This is a genomic window from Alteraurantiacibacter aestuarii (assembly GCF_039523595.1).
In the GTDB taxonomy this organism is placed as follows: domain Bacteria; phylum Pseudomonadota; class Alphaproteobacteria; order Sphingomonadales; family Sphingomonadaceae; genus Alteraurantiacibacter; species Alteraurantiacibacter aestuarii.
Genome location: NZ_BAAAFP010000002.1, coordinates 765549 through 783495 on the forward strand (window position 1 = coordinate 765549; position 17947 = coordinate 783495).

The 17947-nt window shown below is 65.3% G+C and carries 17 protein-coding genes; 7 read left to right on the forward strand and 10 right to left on the reverse strand.

The window, feature by feature from the left end; genetic code table 11:
- The first annotated feature begins 103 nt into the window (after positions 1 to 103).
- On the forward strand, positions 104 to 295 hold the full coding sequence (locus ABDZ98_RS07210; RefSeq protein WP_160589926.1) for a hypothetical protein: 192 nt from the start codon (positions 104 to 106) through the stop codon (positions 293 to 295).
- A gap of 267 nt (positions 296 to 562) precedes the next feature.
- Here the strand turns inward: ABDZ98_RS07210 and ABDZ98_RS07215 are convergent, their stop codons facing one another.
- The 7 genes from ABDZ98_RS07215 to tsaD all read right to left on the reverse strand — a co-directional run bounded on the left by ABDZ98_RS07215 (position 563) and on the right by tsaD (position 7972).
- On the reverse strand, positions 563 to 1372 hold the full coding sequence (locus tag ABDZ98_RS07215) for a hypothetical protein (protein WP_202385929.1): 810 nt from the start codon (positions 1370 to 1372) through the stop codon (positions 563 to 565).
- 183 nt (positions 1373 to 1555) lie between these two features.
- The gene (locus tag ABDZ98_RS07220) at positions 1556 to 2731 is read right to left on the reverse strand and encodes an acyl-CoA dehydrogenase (protein WP_160590262.1); all 1176 of its coding nucleotides are present in this window, start codon (positions 2729 to 2731) and stop codon (positions 1556 to 1558) included.
- Between the two features lie 110 nt (positions 2732 to 2841).
- Positions 2842 to 3387 (reverse strand): hypothetical protein, encoded by a 546-nt coding sequence (locus ABDZ98_RS07225; protein WP_160589925.1) that lies wholly within the window; start codon positions 3385 to 3387, stop codon positions 2842 to 2844.
- 183 nt (positions 3388 to 3570) lie between these two features.
- Positions 3571 to 4320: an OmpA family protein gene (locus ABDZ98_RS07230; RefSeq protein ID WP_160589924.1), complete on the reverse strand. Its 750-nt coding sequence runs from the start codon at positions 4318 to 4320 to the stop codon at positions 3571 to 3573.
- A 60-nt stretch (positions 4321 to 4380) separates the two neighbouring features.
- Positions 4381 to 5931 carry a lipopolysaccharide biosynthesis protein gene (locus tag ABDZ98_RS07235; RefSeq protein WP_202385928.1) on the reverse strand — a complete coding sequence of 517 codons (1551 nt, stop codon included), beginning with the start codon at positions 5929 to 5931 and terminating at the stop codon, positions 4381 to 4383.
- Positions 5928 to 6926 (reverse strand): NAD(P)H-dependent glycerol-3-phosphate dehydrogenase, encoded by a 999-nt coding sequence (locus tag ABDZ98_RS07240; protein ID WP_160589923.1) that lies wholly within the window; start codon positions 6924 to 6926, stop codon positions 5928 to 5930. The genes ABDZ98_RS07235 and ABDZ98_RS07240 overlap by 4 nt, the downstream gene beginning before the upstream one ends.
- Positions 6923 to 7972: a tRNA (adenosine(37)-N6)-threonylcarbamoyltransferase complex transferase subunit TsaD gene (gene tsaD, locus ABDZ98_RS07245; protein WP_160589922.1), complete on the reverse strand. Its 1050-nt coding sequence runs from the start codon at positions 7970 to 7972 to the stop codon at positions 6923 to 6925. The genes ABDZ98_RS07240 and tsaD overlap by 4 nt, the downstream gene beginning before the upstream one ends.
- 48 nt (positions 7973 to 8020) lie before the next feature.
- On the opposite strand from tsaD, the gene hemC reads away from it, so the two are divergent.
- From hemC to ABDZ98_RS07260, 3 genes are read left to right on the forward strand one after another with little or no spacing between them, the layout of a single operon-like run.
- On the forward strand, positions 8021 to 8947 hold the full coding sequence (gene hemC, locus ABDZ98_RS07250; RefSeq protein ID WP_160589921.1) for a hydroxymethylbilane synthase: 927 nt from the start codon (positions 8021 to 8023) through the stop codon (positions 8945 to 8947).
- The gene (locus ABDZ98_RS07255) at positions 8947 to 9627 is read left to right on the forward strand and encodes a uroporphyrinogen-III synthase (RefSeq protein WP_160589920.1); all 681 of its coding nucleotides are present in this window, start codon (positions 8947 to 8949) and stop codon (positions 9625 to 9627) included. Before hemC ends, ABDZ98_RS07255 begins: the two co-directional genes overlap by 1 nt.
- Positions 9628 to 10611, forward strand: a complete 984-nt coding sequence (locus tag ABDZ98_RS07260; RefSeq protein ID WP_337190151.1) for a hypothetical protein — start codon at positions 9628 to 9630, stop codon at positions 10609 to 10611.
- Between the two features lie 37 nt (positions 10612 to 10648).
- Here ABDZ98_RS07260 and ABDZ98_RS07265 read toward each other — a convergent pair whose 3' ends face one another.
- Entirely contained in the window at positions 10649 to 11908 is a 1260-nt protein-coding gene (locus ABDZ98_RS07265) for an FAD-dependent monooxygenase (RefSeq protein WP_237437372.1), read from the reverse strand.
- Between ABDZ98_RS07265 and ABDZ98_RS07270 the strand changes: the two genes are divergently transcribed.
- Positions 11892 to 13946 carry a protein-disulfide reductase DsbD family protein gene (locus ABDZ98_RS07270; RefSeq protein ID WP_237437371.1) on the forward strand — a complete coding sequence of 685 codons (2055 nt, stop codon included), beginning with the start codon at positions 11892 to 11894 and terminating at the stop codon, positions 13944 to 13946. The genes ABDZ98_RS07265 and ABDZ98_RS07270 overlap by 17 nt on opposite strands.
- 4 nt (positions 13947 to 13950) lie before the next feature.
- On the opposite strand, the gene ABDZ98_RS07275 is transcribed toward ABDZ98_RS07270, so the two are convergent.
- Positions 13951 to 14532 carry a hypothetical protein gene (locus ABDZ98_RS07275; RefSeq protein WP_160589917.1) on the reverse strand — a complete coding sequence of 194 codons (582 nt, stop codon included), beginning with the start codon at positions 14530 to 14532 and terminating at the stop codon, positions 13951 to 13953.
- Entirely contained in the window at positions 14529 to 16715 is a 2187-nt protein-coding gene (gene uvrB / locus ABDZ98_RS07280; protein ID WP_160589916.1) for an excinuclease ABC subunit UvrB, read from the reverse strand. Before uvrB ends, ABDZ98_RS07275 begins: the two co-directional genes overlap by 4 nt.
- A gap of 155 nt (positions 16716 to 16870) precedes the next feature.
- On the opposite strand from uvrB, the gene ABDZ98_RS07285 reads away from it, so the two are divergent.
- Both ABDZ98_RS07285 and ABDZ98_RS07290 read left to right on the forward strand, forming a co-directional pair.
- Positions 16871 to 17404 carry a DUF3617 domain-containing protein gene (locus tag ABDZ98_RS07285; protein WP_160589915.1) on the forward strand — a complete coding sequence of 178 codons (534 nt, stop codon included), beginning with the start codon at positions 16871 to 16873 and terminating at the stop codon, positions 17402 to 17404.
- A complete protein-coding gene (locus ABDZ98_RS07290; protein ID WP_160589914.1) occupies positions 17395 to 17928 on the forward strand; it encodes a DUF3617 domain-containing protein in 534 nt (177 codons plus the stop codon). The genes ABDZ98_RS07285 and ABDZ98_RS07290 overlap by 10 nt, the downstream gene beginning before the upstream one ends.
- The last annotated feature ends 19 nt before the right edge of the window (positions 17929 to 17947 follow it).

Consider the following 17947-nt stretch of genomic DNA (forward strand, 5'->3'; position numbering starts at 1 on the left):
GCCAAAGAGTCCCGGAACGGTAACAAAGCAGGATCACACTTCGCACCGGGCAGGATTCGCCCGATGCGGAGGCAGTCCAATCAAAGGCGAATTGATCCAAGGCATGTCCGGCGCATATTGCGCCTGCCCCAGCGACGACATCTGCGCGGATGAGGATGTGATGCTGGCTGAGCTGGCAGCCACGCTTTATGCCTGGCCCAATCGGAATATCGTGTTCGAAAAGGCGATCCATGCCGTTGCGCTGGAACTGCTGGCGATGGCGCAGCATGCAGTCGCTGAGGCACCCGGGGATTAGGCCACCGAACCGGCGCAATGATCGGCGCATTGTTCGGCGCTTAAAGGCGCTTTCCTACAGGCGGGGGTTTCGTCCAATCGGCGGGAGGCTCTTTCCACCGTCGATCCATACAGTTGCGGCTCTGCGCCGCTTTCCCGACAAGCGTCACCTTGTGAAAGTTGACTAAGCTGCTGGTTTGCAATGATAGTTATGGAAATGCCAAGGTGACACGGTGTCACCTTTGTCACCTTCGCCACCGTTGTCATCTGCGCAGCCCTCCGGCAGATCCTATCGCACGCGCCTGTCATAGGTGATTCTGATGCGCACCCAGCTTCCCACCAGCGAGGCGTTGCCGCGCCGGGGCGGGCGGACCTGGAACTGCCACGCTGCGGCCAGCACGGCGCGTTGCAGGTTCGATCCGGTGGGATATTCCTCCAGCCCCACGCAATCTTCCACCCGCCAGCCCGGCGCGGTCTTGCAGGCGATCAGCGCCCAGCTTCCGGGATTGGCGGTGGAAAGATATCCGGCCATCTCCTGATCGGTCGGTTCCTGATACCAACGCGCACCATACATCGGCGATCCATCGGGGGCGGTCCCGACCACCTGGCTGTCAGCGGGATTGGCGGCGGGCGCGGGCGGACCATAGGCAGGCCCGCTGGGCGCATCGGGCCGTCGGCGCGGCAGGTTGGATATGTCGGTGGAGGCAAATTCCTCGGGCGTCAGCGTAACCACGGGCGGGCCGACCGGATTGACGGACAAGGCGCGTTCCAGCGTGGGTGCGGGTGGGGGAAGCTGGCTATCGGGCGTTTGCTCGCTTGGAGTGGCTGGCACCTGGACTGCGGGCTGCGTCGCCGCCTGTTCCTCCTGCGCGGGAGCCTGCTCGGCCGCCTGCGATACGTCGAAGCTGGCGATGCTGGAATCGCTGCCGGCAGGCTGGAATCCGGTGCGGCCCATCATCACGATCAGGAGGATCAGCAGAGCCTCCAGCACCAGCGCGAGCACCATGCCCACGGCGCGTTCGCCAAACCGCTCGCGCAGGCGGTCCGCCATGCGAAGGGCCGGGTTGCCGCGAACCGCTGCTGGTGATGTCTGCTTCAAGATGGCCGGAAAGCCTTTTGCGTTAGGGAGCAATACGCCGGATAGCCGCCATTACACCGCTCTGCGAGCCATGTCCTGCCTGTCGCGTGCGCCTGCCTTCCGCGCGCGATAATATGGCGGCGATGAACGGCAGCTTTCACCGCGTCCACCAGCCGCCATCATGCTCCAATCGAAAGCCTGCGATCAGAAGGCAGCGATATCGGTGATGGCGCGGCCCAGGATCAGCGCGTGAATATCGGCCGTCCCTTCATAGGTGTTGACCGTCTCCAGGTTCAGCATGTGGCGCATCACTTGATATTCTTCCGATATGCCATTGCCGCCATGCATGTCCCGCGCGGCGCGCGCCACGTCCAGCGCCTTGCCCACATTGTTGCGCTTGACGACGGAGATCATCTCGGGCGCGAAACGCCCCTCATCCATCAGCCTGCCAACGCGCAGCGACGCCTGCGCGCCGAGCGAAATCTCGGTCAGCATATTGGCGAGCTTGAACTGGAACAGCTGGTTGGCGGCGAGCGGCTTGCCGAACTGCTTGCGATCGAGGCCATACTGGCGCGCGGCATGCAGGCAGAATTCCGCCGCACCCAGAACGCCCCAGCTGATGCCGTAACGTGCGCGGTTGAGGCAGCCGAACGGCCCCTTGATCCCCTCCACGCCGGGCAGCAGGGCATCGGCGGGCAGCTTGACCTCGTCCATCTGGATCATGCCGGTGGTGCTGGCGCGTAGCGAAAGCTTGCCGCCGATCTTGGGCGCGGAAAGTCCCGCCATGCCCTTTTCCAGAATGAAGCCGCGGATCTTGCCGCCATGCGCTTCTGACTTGGCCCACACGATGAACACATCGGCGAAGGGTGAGTTGGAAATCCACGTCTTGGAACCGCTGATGGTGTAGCCATCGCCATCCTTCTTGGCGGTGGTCAGCATGCCGGCAGGGTCGGAGCCCGCATCGGGCTCGGTCAGGCCAAAGCAGCCGATCAGTTCACCGCTGGCGAGGCGCGGCAGGTACTTCTGCTTCTGCTCTTCGGAGCCGTAAGCGTGGATCGGATACATCACCAGGCTGGACTGGACAGAGGCCATTGAGCGGTAACCCGAATCGACCCGCTCAATCTCGCGCGCGACAAGGCCATAGGCGACATAGCTGGCACCCGCGCCGCCATATTCATCGGGCACAGTCACGCCCAGCAGCCCCGCCTCTCCCATCAAGGGGAACAGTTCGGATGCGTCCACCTCGTCGCGGAAGTCGTCGATCACGCGCGGTTGCAGCACGTCTTGCGCAAAGCCGTGCGCGGCTTCGCGGATCATCCGCTCTTCGTCGGTAAGCTGGTCGTCCAGATTGAGGGGGTCTGCCCAGTCGAAAGGCACCATTCCGGCCATGAAACAAGTCTCCTTTGCAACCGCCTTAGCGACATTGGAACGGCTCGCCAATCCACTTGGGCAATAAGCGTAAGCGCGCCGGAAATTCCGGCCTGTCGCTGTCAGTTGCGTCCGAACTGGCTTTCATAGGCAACCAGGTCGCCAGCGGCCAGAAGCCGGGCCTGGGTCACCCAGTCATCGCGGCGGATGCGGCCCTGAAAGCGGCCCATCTGCGCGTCCACGCGGTCAATCTCGGCATCGTCCCATGCGGCGATCTGGGCAAAGCTGGTGATCCCCATTTCGGCCAGCTGGCTGTTCAGCTTGGGACCAAGACCCTTGATCCGGGTGAGATCGTCTGCCTTGGCGGCTGCCGGTGCCGGTGCCGGTGCCGGTGCCGGTGTGGGAGCAGGGGCGGGCGCTGGAGTAGCTGCAACGGGCGCCACTTCTGGCGTCGCCGCGGGCTTTGGCTGAACGGTGGCGTGTCTGGCAACGGCGGGCGGAGCATCGATCAGCGCCTGATTGCGCTTGGCGGTCTGCGCGCCGTCTTCCTTGCTTTCCAGCTCGACACTGGTCTTGCGATTGGCGACGAAAATCCACCAGGCGACGATCAGCCCGATGATCACTGCAATCACCAGCAGAACCCAGTTTGCCTGTATCAGTTCAGCCATCTTCCCAACCTTTCAATCTATTCCCGGCCCCAGATCAGCCAGCCAATGCCAAAGCCCAGCGCATAAGCGACCAGCAGAAGGACCAGCAGTTCGAGCCAGATGGGCATGATGGGTTCTCTAGGGTGGCTGGGGGCGATTCGGCAATGCGCCAGTTGGGACAGCAGAATGTGCGGCGGGGTTTGTTCAGTGCGGTCCGGGCGTATCGACCGGGGTCGGGCGAATTGGCTCCGTCGCGATAACGGCGAATTCGATGCGCCGGTTGGCGGGGTCAGCAGGGTCCAGCCCTTCGACAGGATCGCGTGAGCCGATGCCGCGAACGCGCAGTCCGTCTTCGGGAATGCCGCGGCGGACCAGTTCGCTGCGCACAGCTTCTGCCCGCACTTGCGAGAGTTCCAGATTGCCCGGTTCCGGGCCGGAGCTGTCTGTATGGCCGGTGATCGAGATGATGCTGCCAAGGCAGGGCCGCAGGGCGGTGGCTACCTCATCGATCAGCTCCGCGCTGGCGGCATCGATCCGTGCGGAGCTTTCCTCAAAGCGGATGGTGCGCGCGCGCAGCAAGGCATCGACATCTTCCTGGCAGTGCAGCGGCTTGACCGCCTGGACTTCTGCCTCGGTCAGCATGTTGCCATCGGCCCAGCGCACGCCGCCCACACCCTTGGTATTGCCCACCGCGCGGGCGATGCGGGCGCGGGTCGCTTCGCTCAGCGGTTCGCCGCCGCTGAGCACGGGATGGCGGCTGGGCAGCCCATTGGGAGAACTGAAGCGCGCTTTCACCTGACCGCCGCCGCCTGCCTGTTCGATCGCGGCATCGGCGCGCTGCGAAAGCGTGGCGGCGATATCGGCACCGGTCATGCGTCCGCCAATCACCGCCAGCAGGAAAATCATGAAAGCGCCAAGCGCCAGGGCAATGCGGGGTTTGCGAAGCAGGGACATGCGCTGCCTCCTAGCCTGACTGGCCCATGCGCGTCGAGCCTGTGTGACGCGCCGCGACCCTCAAGTATCGGTCTTTTCTGCGGCCAGCGCCTGATTATCGTCATCGCTTTTCCTGCGGCGGAACAGCACCCGGTCTTCCGGTCCGAAACCGCGTGTCCAGATGATCCAGCCGTAAACACCCAGTATTGCAGGGATGCCGAATGCCAGCTCCGCCCATTCGGGCAGCATGATCACCACCTGGCCCACCGCCACTGCGGCGGCTGTTGCCCACACCAGCGGCCAGCGCCAGTTGTTGATCGGATGTTGCAAGATGCGGCTGAGCATTACTGCCTTGATGACCGAGGCCGCTGCCAGCGCCAGCATCAGGGCCGCTGCCGCCGCGGCTGCACGGAAGTAATCCGCCCGCGCGGCACTGCCGAAATCGAGCTGGTCGATCAGCAGCATGGCCCCCACGGTCAGCAGGCCCTGCAACACGATAGTGCCGATGGAGACCCACAGGTTCCTGACCCGCGCGACATAGATCAGCGCCGCTTCTGCCACCACGGCGGTTGCCGCCACAACTTCTGCCGCCAGCAGGAAGGCCAGCGCGCCAGTGCCCGGCACGAATTCCCCGCCATTGCCGAACAGGCCCATCAGCGCCTCCCCCGGAATGCCCAGCGCCAGTGCGATGCCGGCCTGCGCGGCCACGATCCAGAAGCCCACCTGGCACACCTGCCGGGCGATGGCGGCGTAATCCTTTTCCTTCAGCTTGGCGGTGATCACCGGGCCAAGGATCGGTTCAAAACTGGTCTTGAGCTTTTGCGGAAGGCTGGCGACCTGCTGGGCCATGTAATAAATGCCCACCGCAATCGGTCCGGCAAACAGGCCAAGGATGAAGATATCGAGCCGCCTTGTCCCCCATTCGATCGCATCGGCCACCGCCAGCGGCAGCGCGCGCATGATCATCCGGGCGATGCGCAGCGGGTTCGGCACCCACGATCCGGGCAGGCCATAGGTACGGAAGAACGGCCGCAACGCCGCCGCAAGCCCGGCATAGATGGAGGCGAGATAGGCCATCGCCAGACCAGATTCGCTGATCTGCGGGATAAAGAAGAACACACCGGCAAGGATGGATATGCTCCACGGCTCCACCACGGCGCGGGCGCGCACGGTGGTGGCGATATCGAATTTATACGCCTGCGCCGCCAGAACGATCTCGGTCAGCGCAAAGCCGGGGATCGCCAGCACGATCAACCTGTCCAGATCTGTATATTCGCCGCTGGGGAACAGCGGGGCGGGGAATGCATAGAGGATGGCCGCGCCGATGATTGAGAACACCAGCGCCACCAGCATGCTGTCGGCAATCAGTTGCGCCTGGTCTTCCTCGCCATCCACCAGCCGCTGGGCCAGGCCGCGTTTCTCCCCGATGGAGCTGACCAGCGCCACCAGTTCGACCAGGATCAGGGCAGACGCAAAGCGCCCCACCGCTTCGGCCCCGTAGAGCTGTCCGGCGATGAACAGGAAGGGCAGGCGCGCAGCCAGCCGCAGCAGGAAGCCCAGGAAATTGGTCCGTCCGCCCTTGGCCAATGCGGCGATATCGCCGCCGGGCTTGTCTGCAGCGGCCTCGCTCAAGGATCGGTGCCTTCAGCCTTGAGCGGGCGGGTGAGAAGATCCTGCACAACCGCACCCGCCGATCCGCCATCCAGCAGGCGGCACACGGCATCGACGATGGGCATGGCCACGTTCAGTCTTACCGCCAGATCGCGCAGCACGGGCGCGGTGTGCGCGCCTTCGGCCACGGTGCGCCGGTCGGCCATCAGCGAGGCGGCGCTCTGCCCTTCGCCCAACGCCTTGCCGAGCGAGAAATTGCGGCTGGAAGTGGAGGAGCAAGTGAGCACCATGTCTCCCAGGCCGCACAGGCCCGCCAGCGTGTCGCGGCTGGCACCCAGCGCCTCGCCAAAACGCAGCATTTCGGCATAGCCGCGGCTGATCAGCGCGGCGCGGGCGTTCTGGCCAAGGCGCAGTCCCTCCACCACGCCGCAGGCAATGGCGAGCACGTTCTTGACCGATCCGCCGACTTCCGCGCCGACAAGGTCTTCCGAATAATAGGGCCGGAAAGTGGGCCGGGCGATGACTGGGGACAGCCGTTCCCACTGCTGCGCCCCGCCGCCGCAGGCAAGAGTGACGGCGGTGGGCAGGCCGGCGGCCACCTCATGCGCAAAGGTGGGGCCGGACAGCACGGCAATGTCGCTGGCGGGCGCGATATCATGCGCCACATCATGCATCATCCGGCCCGATCCCGCCTCGATACCCTTGGAACACAGCACCAGATCGCGCGGCAATGCGGGCATTGCGCGCATCACACTGCCCAGATGCTGCGCCGGGGTGACAATCAGCGCGATGTCGAGCGCGGCGATGCGCGCCAGATCGTCGGTTGCCTGAATGCCGGGGGCCAGCACGGCCGAGGGGAGGTAAAGATCATTGCAGCGGCTGGTGTTGATCGTATCCGCCAGCCCATCTTCCAGCGCCCACAGCAGCACGTCGCGGCCATCGCTGGCGAGCATCTGCGCCAGCGCGGTGCCCCATGCACCGGCTCCCACCACGCCGATTGTCAACGCCTTGCTCATGCCTTCACTCCTGCGCCGCGCACCGGCTCTGCCTGTGGATCGAGTGGCCAGCGCGGACGGGCGGATATATCAAGCGGATCGCCCCCAATGCCAAGCGCCAGCCGCTCTATTCCTGCCCACGCGATCATTGCCGCGTTGTCTGTACACAGCATCAATGGCGGGGCGGTGAATGAAAGGCCATGCGCGCTGGCCAGCTGCTCCAGCGCGGCACGAATTGTGCGGTTGGCGGCGACACCGCCTGCCACCACCAGCGCACTGACCTCGCCCATATCGGCCAGCGCGATCTTCAGCCGGTCCACCAGACATTCGACCGCGGCCTGCTGGAAGCTGGCGGCGATATCTTCTGCGGCATAGGCACCGCTTTCGGCAGCGCGCATGACCGCGCTTTTCAGCCCGGCGAAGGAGAAATGCGGCTCCCCGCTGCCCACCAGCGGGCGCGGCAGCGGCACGGCGAAGGGATCGCCGGTTGCAGCCAGTTTTTCCACCGCCGGACCGCCGGGATAGCCAAGACCCAGGATCTTGGCGGTCTTGTCGAACGCTTCACCCAGCGCATCATCAATGGTGGTGGCGCAGCGGCGATACCGGCCCACGCCGTCCACCCGCAATATCTGGCAATGGCCGCCCGATACCAGCAGCAGGGCATAGGGAAATTCCAGCGCGGGATCGGCCAGGCGCGGGCTGAGCGCATGGCCTTCAAGGTGATTGATCGCCAGCAGCGGCCTGTCGCTCGCCATCGCCAGCGCCTTGGCTGTGACCAGACCAACCATGACCCCGCCGATCAGACCGGGACCGGCGGTGGCGGCAATGGCGTCACAATCGTCCAGCGATTTGCCCGCTTCGCGCAGCACCTTGTCGATAATCGGGGTCAGCCGCTCTGCATGGGCGCGTGCGGCAATTTCGGGGACCACGCCGCCATAAGGGGCGTGTTCCGCCTCCTGACTGGCGATGATCTGGGCGAGGATACGCCTGTGCCCATCCGCCCCGGCTTCAACGAGGGCGGCGGCGGTTTCGTCGCACGAACTTTCAATTCCAAGTACAAGCACCATCGCGGCGCTTCCACTGGACGTAAATGCCCATTAGGGCAAGCAACCCATATGACCCAGAACATCAAGATACGGCTCGGAACGCGGCGCTCGCCGCTGGCAATGGTGCAGGCGGAGGAGACCCGCAACCGGCTGTGCGAAGCGCATGGCTGGGAATTGAGCGCGGTGCAGCTGGTTCCCGTTACCGCCAGCGGAGACAAGGTGCAGGACCGCCCGCTGGCCGATATCGGCGGCAAGGCGCTGTGGACCAAGGAACTGGACCAGTGGCTGGCCGAAGGCACAATTGATGCTGCGGTCCATTCGCTGAAAGACGTGGAAACGATCCGCCCCGCTGAACTGACCATCGCCGCCATCTTGCCGCGCGCGGACAAGGCCGACAGGCTGATCGGCGCAGAATCGCTCGCCGCATTGCGCCCCGGGGCGGTGATCGGCACCAGTGCCCCGCGCCGTGCGGCGCAGGCCTTGCACATGCGGCCCGATTGCACTGTGGTGAGCCTGCGCGGCAATGTCGCCACCCGTCTGGCCAAGCTGGCTGCGGGCGAGGTGGATGCCACCTTCCTGGCGGCTGCGGGGCTGGACCGGCTGGGGCAGGGCACCACCGGCCACTCACTGGATGTGGAACATTGGCTGCCGGCCCCGGCACAAGGGGCCATCGCGGTGGAATGCCGCACGAATGACGCGGCGGCGCTGGCGGCATTGGCGGCACTCGACCACGCGCCCAGCCGTGCTGAGGTGATGGCAGAGCGGGCGCTGCTGCTGGCGCTGGGCGGGACGTGCCATTCGTCGATCGCGGTATTGTGCAATCTGAAAGGGCAGGAACTGCACATGCGCGCGGCGCTGTTCAGTCCCGACGGGGCAGAGCGGGTGGAAGCAGAAGCGCGCTTTGCCGCCGGTGACGCGCAGGCTCCCGCACTCCTCGCGCAGGAGCTGCTTTCGCGGGCGAGCGCGGCCATAACCGATTGCTTTGCTGCCAGCTGATGAGCACGGCGATCCTCTCGATCCGTCCCCAGCCGGGCGCGCAGGCAACCTGCCAGACGGGCGCCGAGATGGGACTGGAGATCACCCCGTACCCGCTTTCACGCATAGAGCCGCTGGCGTGGGAGGCACCCGATCCGGCCACCATCGATGCGCTGCTGATCGGCAGCGCCAACGCCATTCGTCACGGCGGAGAGAGCCTGCGCGCCTTGCGGGGCAAGCCCGTATTCGCGGTGGGGCGCAGCACGGCTGCCGTGGCCAAAAGCGCCGGCTTCACCGTGCAACTGGCCGGGCAGGGCGGGTTGCAGGAACTGCTGTCCCGGATTCCGGCCGGCAGGGTGCGCCTGCTGCGTATTGCCGGGCGCGACCATGTGCCGCTGCAATTGCCCGAACAGGTGAGCATGGAAACGCGCATCGCCTACGCGGCGCAGGACGTGGCCATGCCCGATCCGATGCAGGCGCAACTGGCAGAGGGCGCGCTGGTGCTGCTGCATTCAGCAGGCAGCGCCCGGCACTTGCGCGCCGAATGCGAACGGCTGAATCTGGACCTGGGCGCAATCGCCATCGCCGCGCTGGGGCCGCGCATTGCCGATGCGGCGGGCGAAGGCTGGGCGCGGATCGGCACTGCTCCACAACCCACGGATCAGGCGCTGTTGGCCTTGGCGGCAGACATGTGCCATTAGGTGCGCTTCCTGAATGAGGCGCTGCAAAGGCGCCCGGCCAGGGTCGCTAAGGACGTTATGGAAGAAGGCTACTCATATCCCCGTCAGACTGCGCAATCGCGCAGGCTTTCCACGCGCGCAATCGTGCTGGCCGTGCTGGCCGCTTTCCTGCTGGGCGTGCTGGCCACATTCATCATGACGCGCGGCGATGGCATGACGCTGGGCGAATTGTTCCGCCTGCGCAGCGATGATCAGCAGATCGTGGTTGATCCCGCGCTGTTGGGCGCGTCTCCCACTCCCACCTCATCCGAACCGGCAGAGGAAGTCGTGCAGGAAGCGCGCGCTGCGGTTGAGCGTGTGCAGCAGGTGGAGGTGCAGACCGGCGGCATAGACCAGCGCGTGGCGGCGATGGAACAGCGGCTGACCAGGCTGGACCTGCAATCGCAAGCCGCCGCCGGCAATGCCGCACGCGCGGAAGGCCTGCTGATTGCCTTTGCCGCGCGCCGCGCGATCGAACGCGGCCAGCCGCTGGGCTATCTGGAAGATCAGCTGCGGCTGCGCTTTGGCGATGCCCGGCCCAATGCGGTGCAGACGGTGATCGATGCCGCGGCCAATCCGGTGACGCTGGAACAACTGGTTGCCCGGCTGGATGGCATCGCGCCCGATCTGGTTGATGTACCGGACGATATGGGCCTGCTCTCGCGCATTGGCCATGAACTGTCCCAGCTGTTTGTGATCCGCACCGATGATACGCCTTCGCCCGTGGCGGAGAACCGGCTGGAACGGGCGCGCACCAATCTGGAGAGCGGGCGGATAGAATTCGCCATCACCGAGATTCGCAACATGCCCAATGCAGCACTGGCGGAACGGTGGATCGCCGATGCGGAGCTTTATGCCGCCGCCCAGCGCGCGCTTGAAGCGCTGGAAACCGCCGCCATTCTGGAGCCGAGGGACCTGCGTGATGCTTCGGGCGACCGCGTGGCCCAGCCCAGCCCCGCAAACTAACCCGGCCAGGTAGGTAGGCGGGCCAGTCCCGCTTTACCTAGCCCTTGAGCAATTCCGGCATTTTCCCGCTCACGCCGCGTGCCTCATCCATGAACCAGCGCTTGAGCGCGGGTGTGCGCTGCACAGCGGCCATGCCCATGCGGCGGATGATGCTGGGGGCCTTGCCGGGAATGCCGAACAGGCGCGTCAGCCCATCGGTGGCCAGCGCCACGGTGAAGCTGTCCAGCCCGCGCCAGTTTTCATACCGGGTGAGCAATTGCGCATCGCCCGGGTCCAGCCCCAGCCGCATGCCTTCTGCCAGCACTTCCACAAGCGTGCCGACATCGCGCAGGCCCAGGTTCAGGCCCTGTCCGGCAATGGGGTGAATGCCATGCGCGCTGTCGCCCACCAGCGCCAGACGCTGCGCGGTGATGCGCGCGGTGTGATGGAAGCCCAGCGGATAGGACATCACCTTGCCGTGCTTTTCGATAGCACCGAAAACGCCATGCATGCGCTTGGCCACTTCGGCGGTGAAGGCGCGGTCTGACAAGGCCAGAACACCCGCTGCATCGTCTTCCGAAACGGTCCACACCAGCGCGCTGCGATGGCGGCCCTGATCATCGTCTAGCAATGGCAGCAGGGCAAACGGACCGGCGGGGTAGAAAATCTCCCACGCCACATTGCCGTGAGGTTTTTCATGCGTCAGGCTGGCGATCATCGCGCGGTGCGAATAATCCCATTTGGCGATTGCGATGCCTGCCTCATCGCGCGTGGGCGACTGGCGCCCCTCGGCTGCGACCATCAGGCTGGCTTCCAGCTTCGTGCCGTCTTCCAGCATGGCGGAAACGCCGTGCTCGCCGCGCGTGCGGGACACGACATTGGCCCTGGAATGCCAGGAGATCAGCGGCTCCTTCGCCGCCGCTTCGAACAGGGCGAGGCGCAACTGCTGGTTGGCGAACATCCGGCCCAGCGATCCTTCATGCGGTTCCGGCTGGAAATCCAGCCTGCCGGGCTTCATGCCATCTGTCACCGCAATGCTGGCGATCGGGCAGCCGAATGGTTCCAGCGCGTCGGCAATGCCGATATTGGTGAACAGGTTCCAGCTGGCGGTGGAAATGGCCGAGGCGCGCCCGTCAAAGCCCTCCGCCGTCAGTTCCGCCGGGTCTGCCCGGTCCACCACGTGGCTGGACATTCCCTGCCGCGCGGCGGCAAGGGCCAGTGTCATGCCCACCAGGCCGCCACCAAGGATCAGGAGTTCGCGCTTGTCCGTCATGGCTGCTGCTCCTAGATCGTCTCCCACGATGCGCGCAAGTCTCATGGACCTTTTCCGGTATCTGCTGGTGGCAGTGGCGCTCAGCCTCGCGCTTCCCAACGCCGCGTGGGCGCAGGGCAATCCGCCGGACATGATGGACCGCGGCAGCGCGCGGCTGGTGGCCGAACGCGCCATCGCACCGGGCGCATCGGGCGATCTGGCGCTGGTGTTCCTGCCCAATGAGGGCTGGCACGGCTATTGGCGCAATCCCGGCGACGCGGGGCAGGGCATGGTGCTGGAATGGCAGCTGCCCGCAGGCTGGAGCGTGGGTGAGACGCAATATCCGGTGCCCCAGACCTATGTGATCCAGGGGATCATGAACCACATCTTCGAAGGCGAGCACGCCGTGCTGGTGCCGCTGGCGGTGCCGGACGGAACCGCGCCGGGCGCCTATCGGGTCACCGTGTTCGCGCGCTGGCTGACGTGCAGCGAGAGCCTGTGCGTGCCGCAGCAGGCCACGCTTTCCACCGCGATATCCGTTGGTGAGGGTGTAGAGGTCCACCCGCGCTTCGATAGCTGGCGCGCGGCCATCGCGCCGCTGCTGGACCGCAAGGCCAGCCTGCAATTCACCGCCGAGGCACTGCGCCTGTCGATCCCCCTTCCGGCGGCGATGGAAATTGCCAGCCCGCATGTGTTCATCGCGCAGGAGCAACTGGTCGATTACAACGCGCCGCAGCGTTTCTACCGCGATGGCGATGCGCTGATCGTGGAAATTCCGCGCGGCGGCCTGCGGCATGAGGCTCAGGCGGTAAGCGGTATCATCGCGCTGGGCGGCGCGCGTGACGGCCTGCGGTTCGAGGCGGAGCCGGGTGAGGTGTCTACCGGCGGAGAAGCGCTGGACGGGACCGAACAGCCCACCTCTCTGGCATGGCTGATCCTTGCCGCGCTGGCAGGCGGGCTGATCCTCAACCTGATGCCCTGCGTGTTCCCGATCCTGAGCCTGAAGGCGATGACGCTTGCCCGCGCCGGCGAGAGCGCGGCGGGCGCGCGGCGCGAGGCGCTGGCCTATAGCGCCGGTGTGGTGCTGGCCTGCCTTGCGCTGGGCGGCCTGCTGCTGGCGCTGCGGGCGGGCGGGGAACAGATCGGCTGGGCATTTCAGTTGCAGGAACCCGGCGTGGTCGTCGCGCTGCTGGTGCTGGCGGTGCTGATCACGGCGAATTTCGCGGGCCTGTTCGAACTGCCCTCACTCTCCGTAACGCGCACAGGCGGGCCGGGCTCCTCCTTTGCCACCGGCCTGCTGGCCGCTTTCGTGGCGACACCTTGCACCGGGCCATTCATGGCGGCGGCGCTGGGTGCGGCACTGCTGCTGCCGACCGCGCAGGCGCTGCTGCTGTTTGCCGCGCTGGGCCTTGGTCTGGCGCTGCCGTTCCTGCTGCTCGGCTTCGTCCCGGCGCTGAGGAACCGCCTGCCAAGGCCGGGACCGTGGATGGACCGTTTCCGCAAGGCGATGGCGATCCCGATGGGGCTGACCGCGCTGGCGCTGATCTGGCTGGCCACGCGACTGGGCGGGCAGGGCTTTGCGCTGGTGGCGCTGGTGATGACAGTGGGACTGGTGATCGCGCTGATGGTGACCGGCAGATTGCAGCGTGCGGGCAAGCTGGCGTGGCCCGCCTTTGGCCTGATAGCCGCGCCCTTTGCCCTGTTTGGCGCCTTTGCCCTGCCGGCAAGCTTTACGCCTGCCACTGCGGGACAGGCAGAATCGATTCATTCACCGATCAATTACAGCGAGGCGGCCCTCGCCGAAGCGCGCGCATCGGGCCAGCCGGTGTTCCTGTGGTTCACCGCCGACTGGTGCCTGACCTGCAAGGTGAACGAGGGCGTGGCGATAGAGCGCGACGAGGTGCGCGACGCGTTCGAAGCGGCGGGCGTGGTCACCATGCGCGGCGACTGGACCGTGCGCGATGAGGCGATCACCCGCTTCCTGACCGAGCAGGGCGCTGCCGGTGTGCCGCTCTACCTGTGGTATCCGGTCAATGGGCCGCCCCAACAGCTGCCGCAATTGCTGACGCCAGACATGCTGGTGGAACTGGCCGAGGCTGGCTGACCGGCTACTCGGCAGCCTCTTCGGTAGAGGCCTGCGCCTGCTCGTCATCCTGCGCCTGCATCACCTGTCCGCCTGCGCGGCACCAGGTCACGAATTCTCCCGGAATGCGGCTGCCCGCGATTTCCAGCATCCCGCCACCGGGCAGGGTGGCGGTGATGTCGCGCGGGCCGGTGAACACGTCCAGCTGCGGATCATCGGCGGGCAATGTCGCTTCCCAGCGCCACTCGCCATCGGTCAATTTGGCATCGACCAGAAAGCGCGAGCGCATGCCATTGCCGATCACCGGAAACAGCGCGGAAAGGCCGGGCCGGGCAGGTGCATGACGGATGATCGCCAGCTGCGGCGGGCTTTGCTGCAGGCGGCAATCCAGTGTGATCAGCGGATCCTGGTCTGCCTCGCCAAAATGGATCGCCTGCCCGCTTTGATTGACCACCCATGCGGCAGTCGACGTGTCCGGCGATTCCAGCATCACCTGCGGAGAGCTGGTCCGCACATTGGCCAGCGCAATGCGCTGCACCGGCGCAGGCTCCGGCCTGTCGCAGGCGGCAAGCGGCAGGATACAGATCGCCGCGATCAGCAGTCTCACTTGCCGAATTTCCTCTGCGTCTTGCCGTAGCGCATCTTGCGCGTGCCGGGTTTGCCTTCGTTGGATCGCCCGACCATCGGCGCCTTCTTGTCGCCATCGGGAATGCCCAGTTCGCCTGCTTCCAGCCGGCGGATTTCGTCGCGCAGGCGGCCTGCTTCCTCGAACTCCAGATCGGCGGCGGCATTGCGCATGCGCTTTTCCAGATCCTCGATATAGCTGCGCAGATTGTGGCCGACGAGGTTGTTGACCGCATCGTCCTCGATCTCCACCAGCACGCTGTCACGGCTGGCGGTGTGCGCCACGATATCCTGAATGCCGCGCTTGATGGTGGTGGGGGTGATGCCGTGCGCTTCGTTATATTCGCGCTGCTTCTCGCGCCGCCGATCGGTCTCCGCCATGGCGCGTTCCATGCTGCCGGTGATCCGGTCTGCATACAGGATCACCTTGCCATCCACGTTGCGCGCGGCGCGGCCGATGGTCTGGATCAGCGAGGTTTCGCTGCGCAGGAAGCCTTCCTTGTCCGCGTCCAGAATGCACACCAGCCCGCATTCGGGAATGTCCAGCCCTTCGCGCAGCAGGTTGATGCCCACCAGCACGTCATACACGCCCAGCCGCAGGTCGCGGATCAGCTCGATCCTCTCCAGCGTCTCGACATCGGAATGCATGTAGCGCACGCGCAGCCCCGCTTCGTGCATGAACTCGGTCAGGTCCTCGGCCATGCGCTTGGTCAGCGTGGTAACCAGCGTGCGATAGCCGTTCTGCGCCACCTGGCGACATTGCTCGATGCAATCCTGCACCTGATCTTCCACCGGGCGGATTTCCACCGGCGGATCGATCAGGCCGGTGGGGCGGATCACCTGTTCGGCAAACACGCCGCCGGTCTGCTCCAGCTCCCACGTGCCGGGAGTGGCGGAAACGGCCACGGTCTGCGGGCGCATCGCATCCCATTCGTTGAAGCGCAGCGGGCGGTTGTCGATGCAGCTGGGCAGACGAAAGCCATATTCGGCCAGCGTGATCTTGCGCCGGTGATCGCCCTTGGACATGGCGCCGATCTGCGGCACCGTCTGGTGGCTTTCATCCACGAACAGCAGCGCGTTTTCGGGCAGATATTCGAACAAGGTGGGCGGCGGCTCGCCCGGCAGGCGCCCGGTCAGGAAGCGGCTGTAATTCTCGATCCCGTTGCAGCTGCCGGTGGCGGCGATCATCTCCAGGTCGAAGTTGGTGCGTTGTTCCAGCCGCTGGTGTTCCAGCAGCTTGCCCTCCGCCTCCAGCTCCTTCAGCCGCTCCTCCAGTTCGAAGCGGATTGCCTGCGTCGCCTGCTTCATGGTCGGGCCGGGCGTGACATAGTGCGAATTGGCATAGACGCGCACCGCATCCAGCGCCGTGCCCCTGGTTCCTGTCAGGGGATCGAATTCGCTGATCTCCTCGATCTCGTCACCAAAGAAGCTGATCCGCCAGGCGGTGTCTTCCAGATGGCTGGGATAGAGTTCCAGATTGTCACCCCGCACGCGGAAAGTGCCGCGGGTGAAGGCGGCGTCATTGCGCTTGTATTGCAGCGAAACCAGCTTGCGGATCAGTTCGCGCTGGTCGGCCGTTTCGCCCCGCTTGATGTCGAAGATCATGGCCGAATAGGTCTCGACCGAACCGATGCCGTAGATGCACGATACAGAGGCCACGATCAGCACGTCGTCCCGTTCGAGCAGCGAGCGGGTAGCCGAATGGCGCATCCGGTCGATTGCCTCGTTCACGCTCGACTCTTTCTCGATGTAAGTGTCGGAGCGCGGGACATAGGCTTCGGGCTGGTAGTAATCGTAATAGGAGACGAAATATTCCACCGCGTTTTCAGGGAAGAAGCTCTTGAACTCACCATACAGCTGCGCGGCCAGGATCTTGTTGGGCGCCAGCACCAGTGCGGGGCGCTGCAATTCCTCGATCATCCTGGCCATGGTGAAGGTCTTGCCGCTGCCGGTAACGCCCAGCAGCACCTGCGTCTGCTCGCCTTCCTTCGCCGCCGCCACCAGATCGGCAATGGCGGTTGGCTGATCGCCCGCCGCCTCATAATCGGAGACGAGCTTGAACGCCTTGCCCGGAAGCGATTTTTCCGGGCGCTGCGGTTTATGCGGGGTGAAGGAGGCTGACGTATCAGGCTCTTCCAGTCCGCGGCGGATTACGAGTTCGGCCATGTGCATTCATATGGGGAAGAGCGCGCCAACGCGCAATCTCATTGGCAATCGGCGTATTGGCTCATTGGCTGATTGGCATATGGCATCAGGCTTGTTAGTTTGCCGGTATATTGGCGGGGAGGGATTCCCTGCCCGCTATCCTTGGGGGAATTCCAATGCGCAAATCCTTGTATGTCCTGCCGCTGGCCGCGGCCCTTGCCCTGACTGCCTGTGGCGGCGATGCCGATGGCGATGATGTCACCGCGGACGAAATGGCCAGCCAGCTGGCCGATGCCGAAACGCCGCAGCCGGGCCAGTACCGCTCCACCCAGGAACTGCTGGAACTCGACGTGCCCGGAATGCCGGAGGAAATGGCGGGCATGATGCGTTCCGCCTTTGCCGAGGGCGCGGCGGAAGAGACGACCTATTGCCTGACCGCGGAAGACGCGGCCAGTTCGCGTGAGCAGATGCTGGCCAACATGGCCGAGAGCGACTGCAACGTGGAGCGTTTTGACATGTCCGGCGGCACCATCGACGCGGCGATGAACTGTCCCACGGGCCAGGGCATTACCGGCGATGTCAGCCTGACCGGAACGATGGATGGCAATGGCGCGGACATGGTGATGAGCTTTTCGGCTGACATGCCCGGCATGGGTCCGGGTACCATCCGCATGCGCGTGGTTTCCGAGCGGATCGGAGAATGTTCCTGACCCGCAGGGCTGCGGCCCTTGTCCTGTTATTGACCGGTCAGGTGCTGGCGGGCTGTTCCAGCGAACCGCCCAGTCAGGAGGATATGCTCGCCAGCGCGGGCAACATGGTGAAGCCGCTGCCCGGCCTCTATCGCACCACCTCCCGGCTCACGTCGTTTGACCTGCCTTCCGCCAGTCCGCAGGAAGCGCAGCGCATGCGTACGATGATGGACGTGCTGGAACCGCAGGAAGGCACGATCTGCCTGACCGGCGCCGATGCCGACGAGGGCTTTGTGGCCCTGCTGCGCGACATCCAGGAGGGTGATTGCGCGGTGGAGAGTTTCGATGCCGGGGCCACGCGCCTGCACGCCAGATTGCAATGTCCCGGCGCCGGCGGCAGTTCCAGCACGGTGGAGATGACGGGCACGGGCAGCGCCGAAAGCTCGCGCATGCAGCTCGACATTGAACAACGCGGGCCAGCCATTCCGGGCGGGCTGCTGGAAATGCAGTTCGTCGTCGAGAATCAGCGCGTCGGCGATTGCTGACGCCTGTTGCGGAAATATG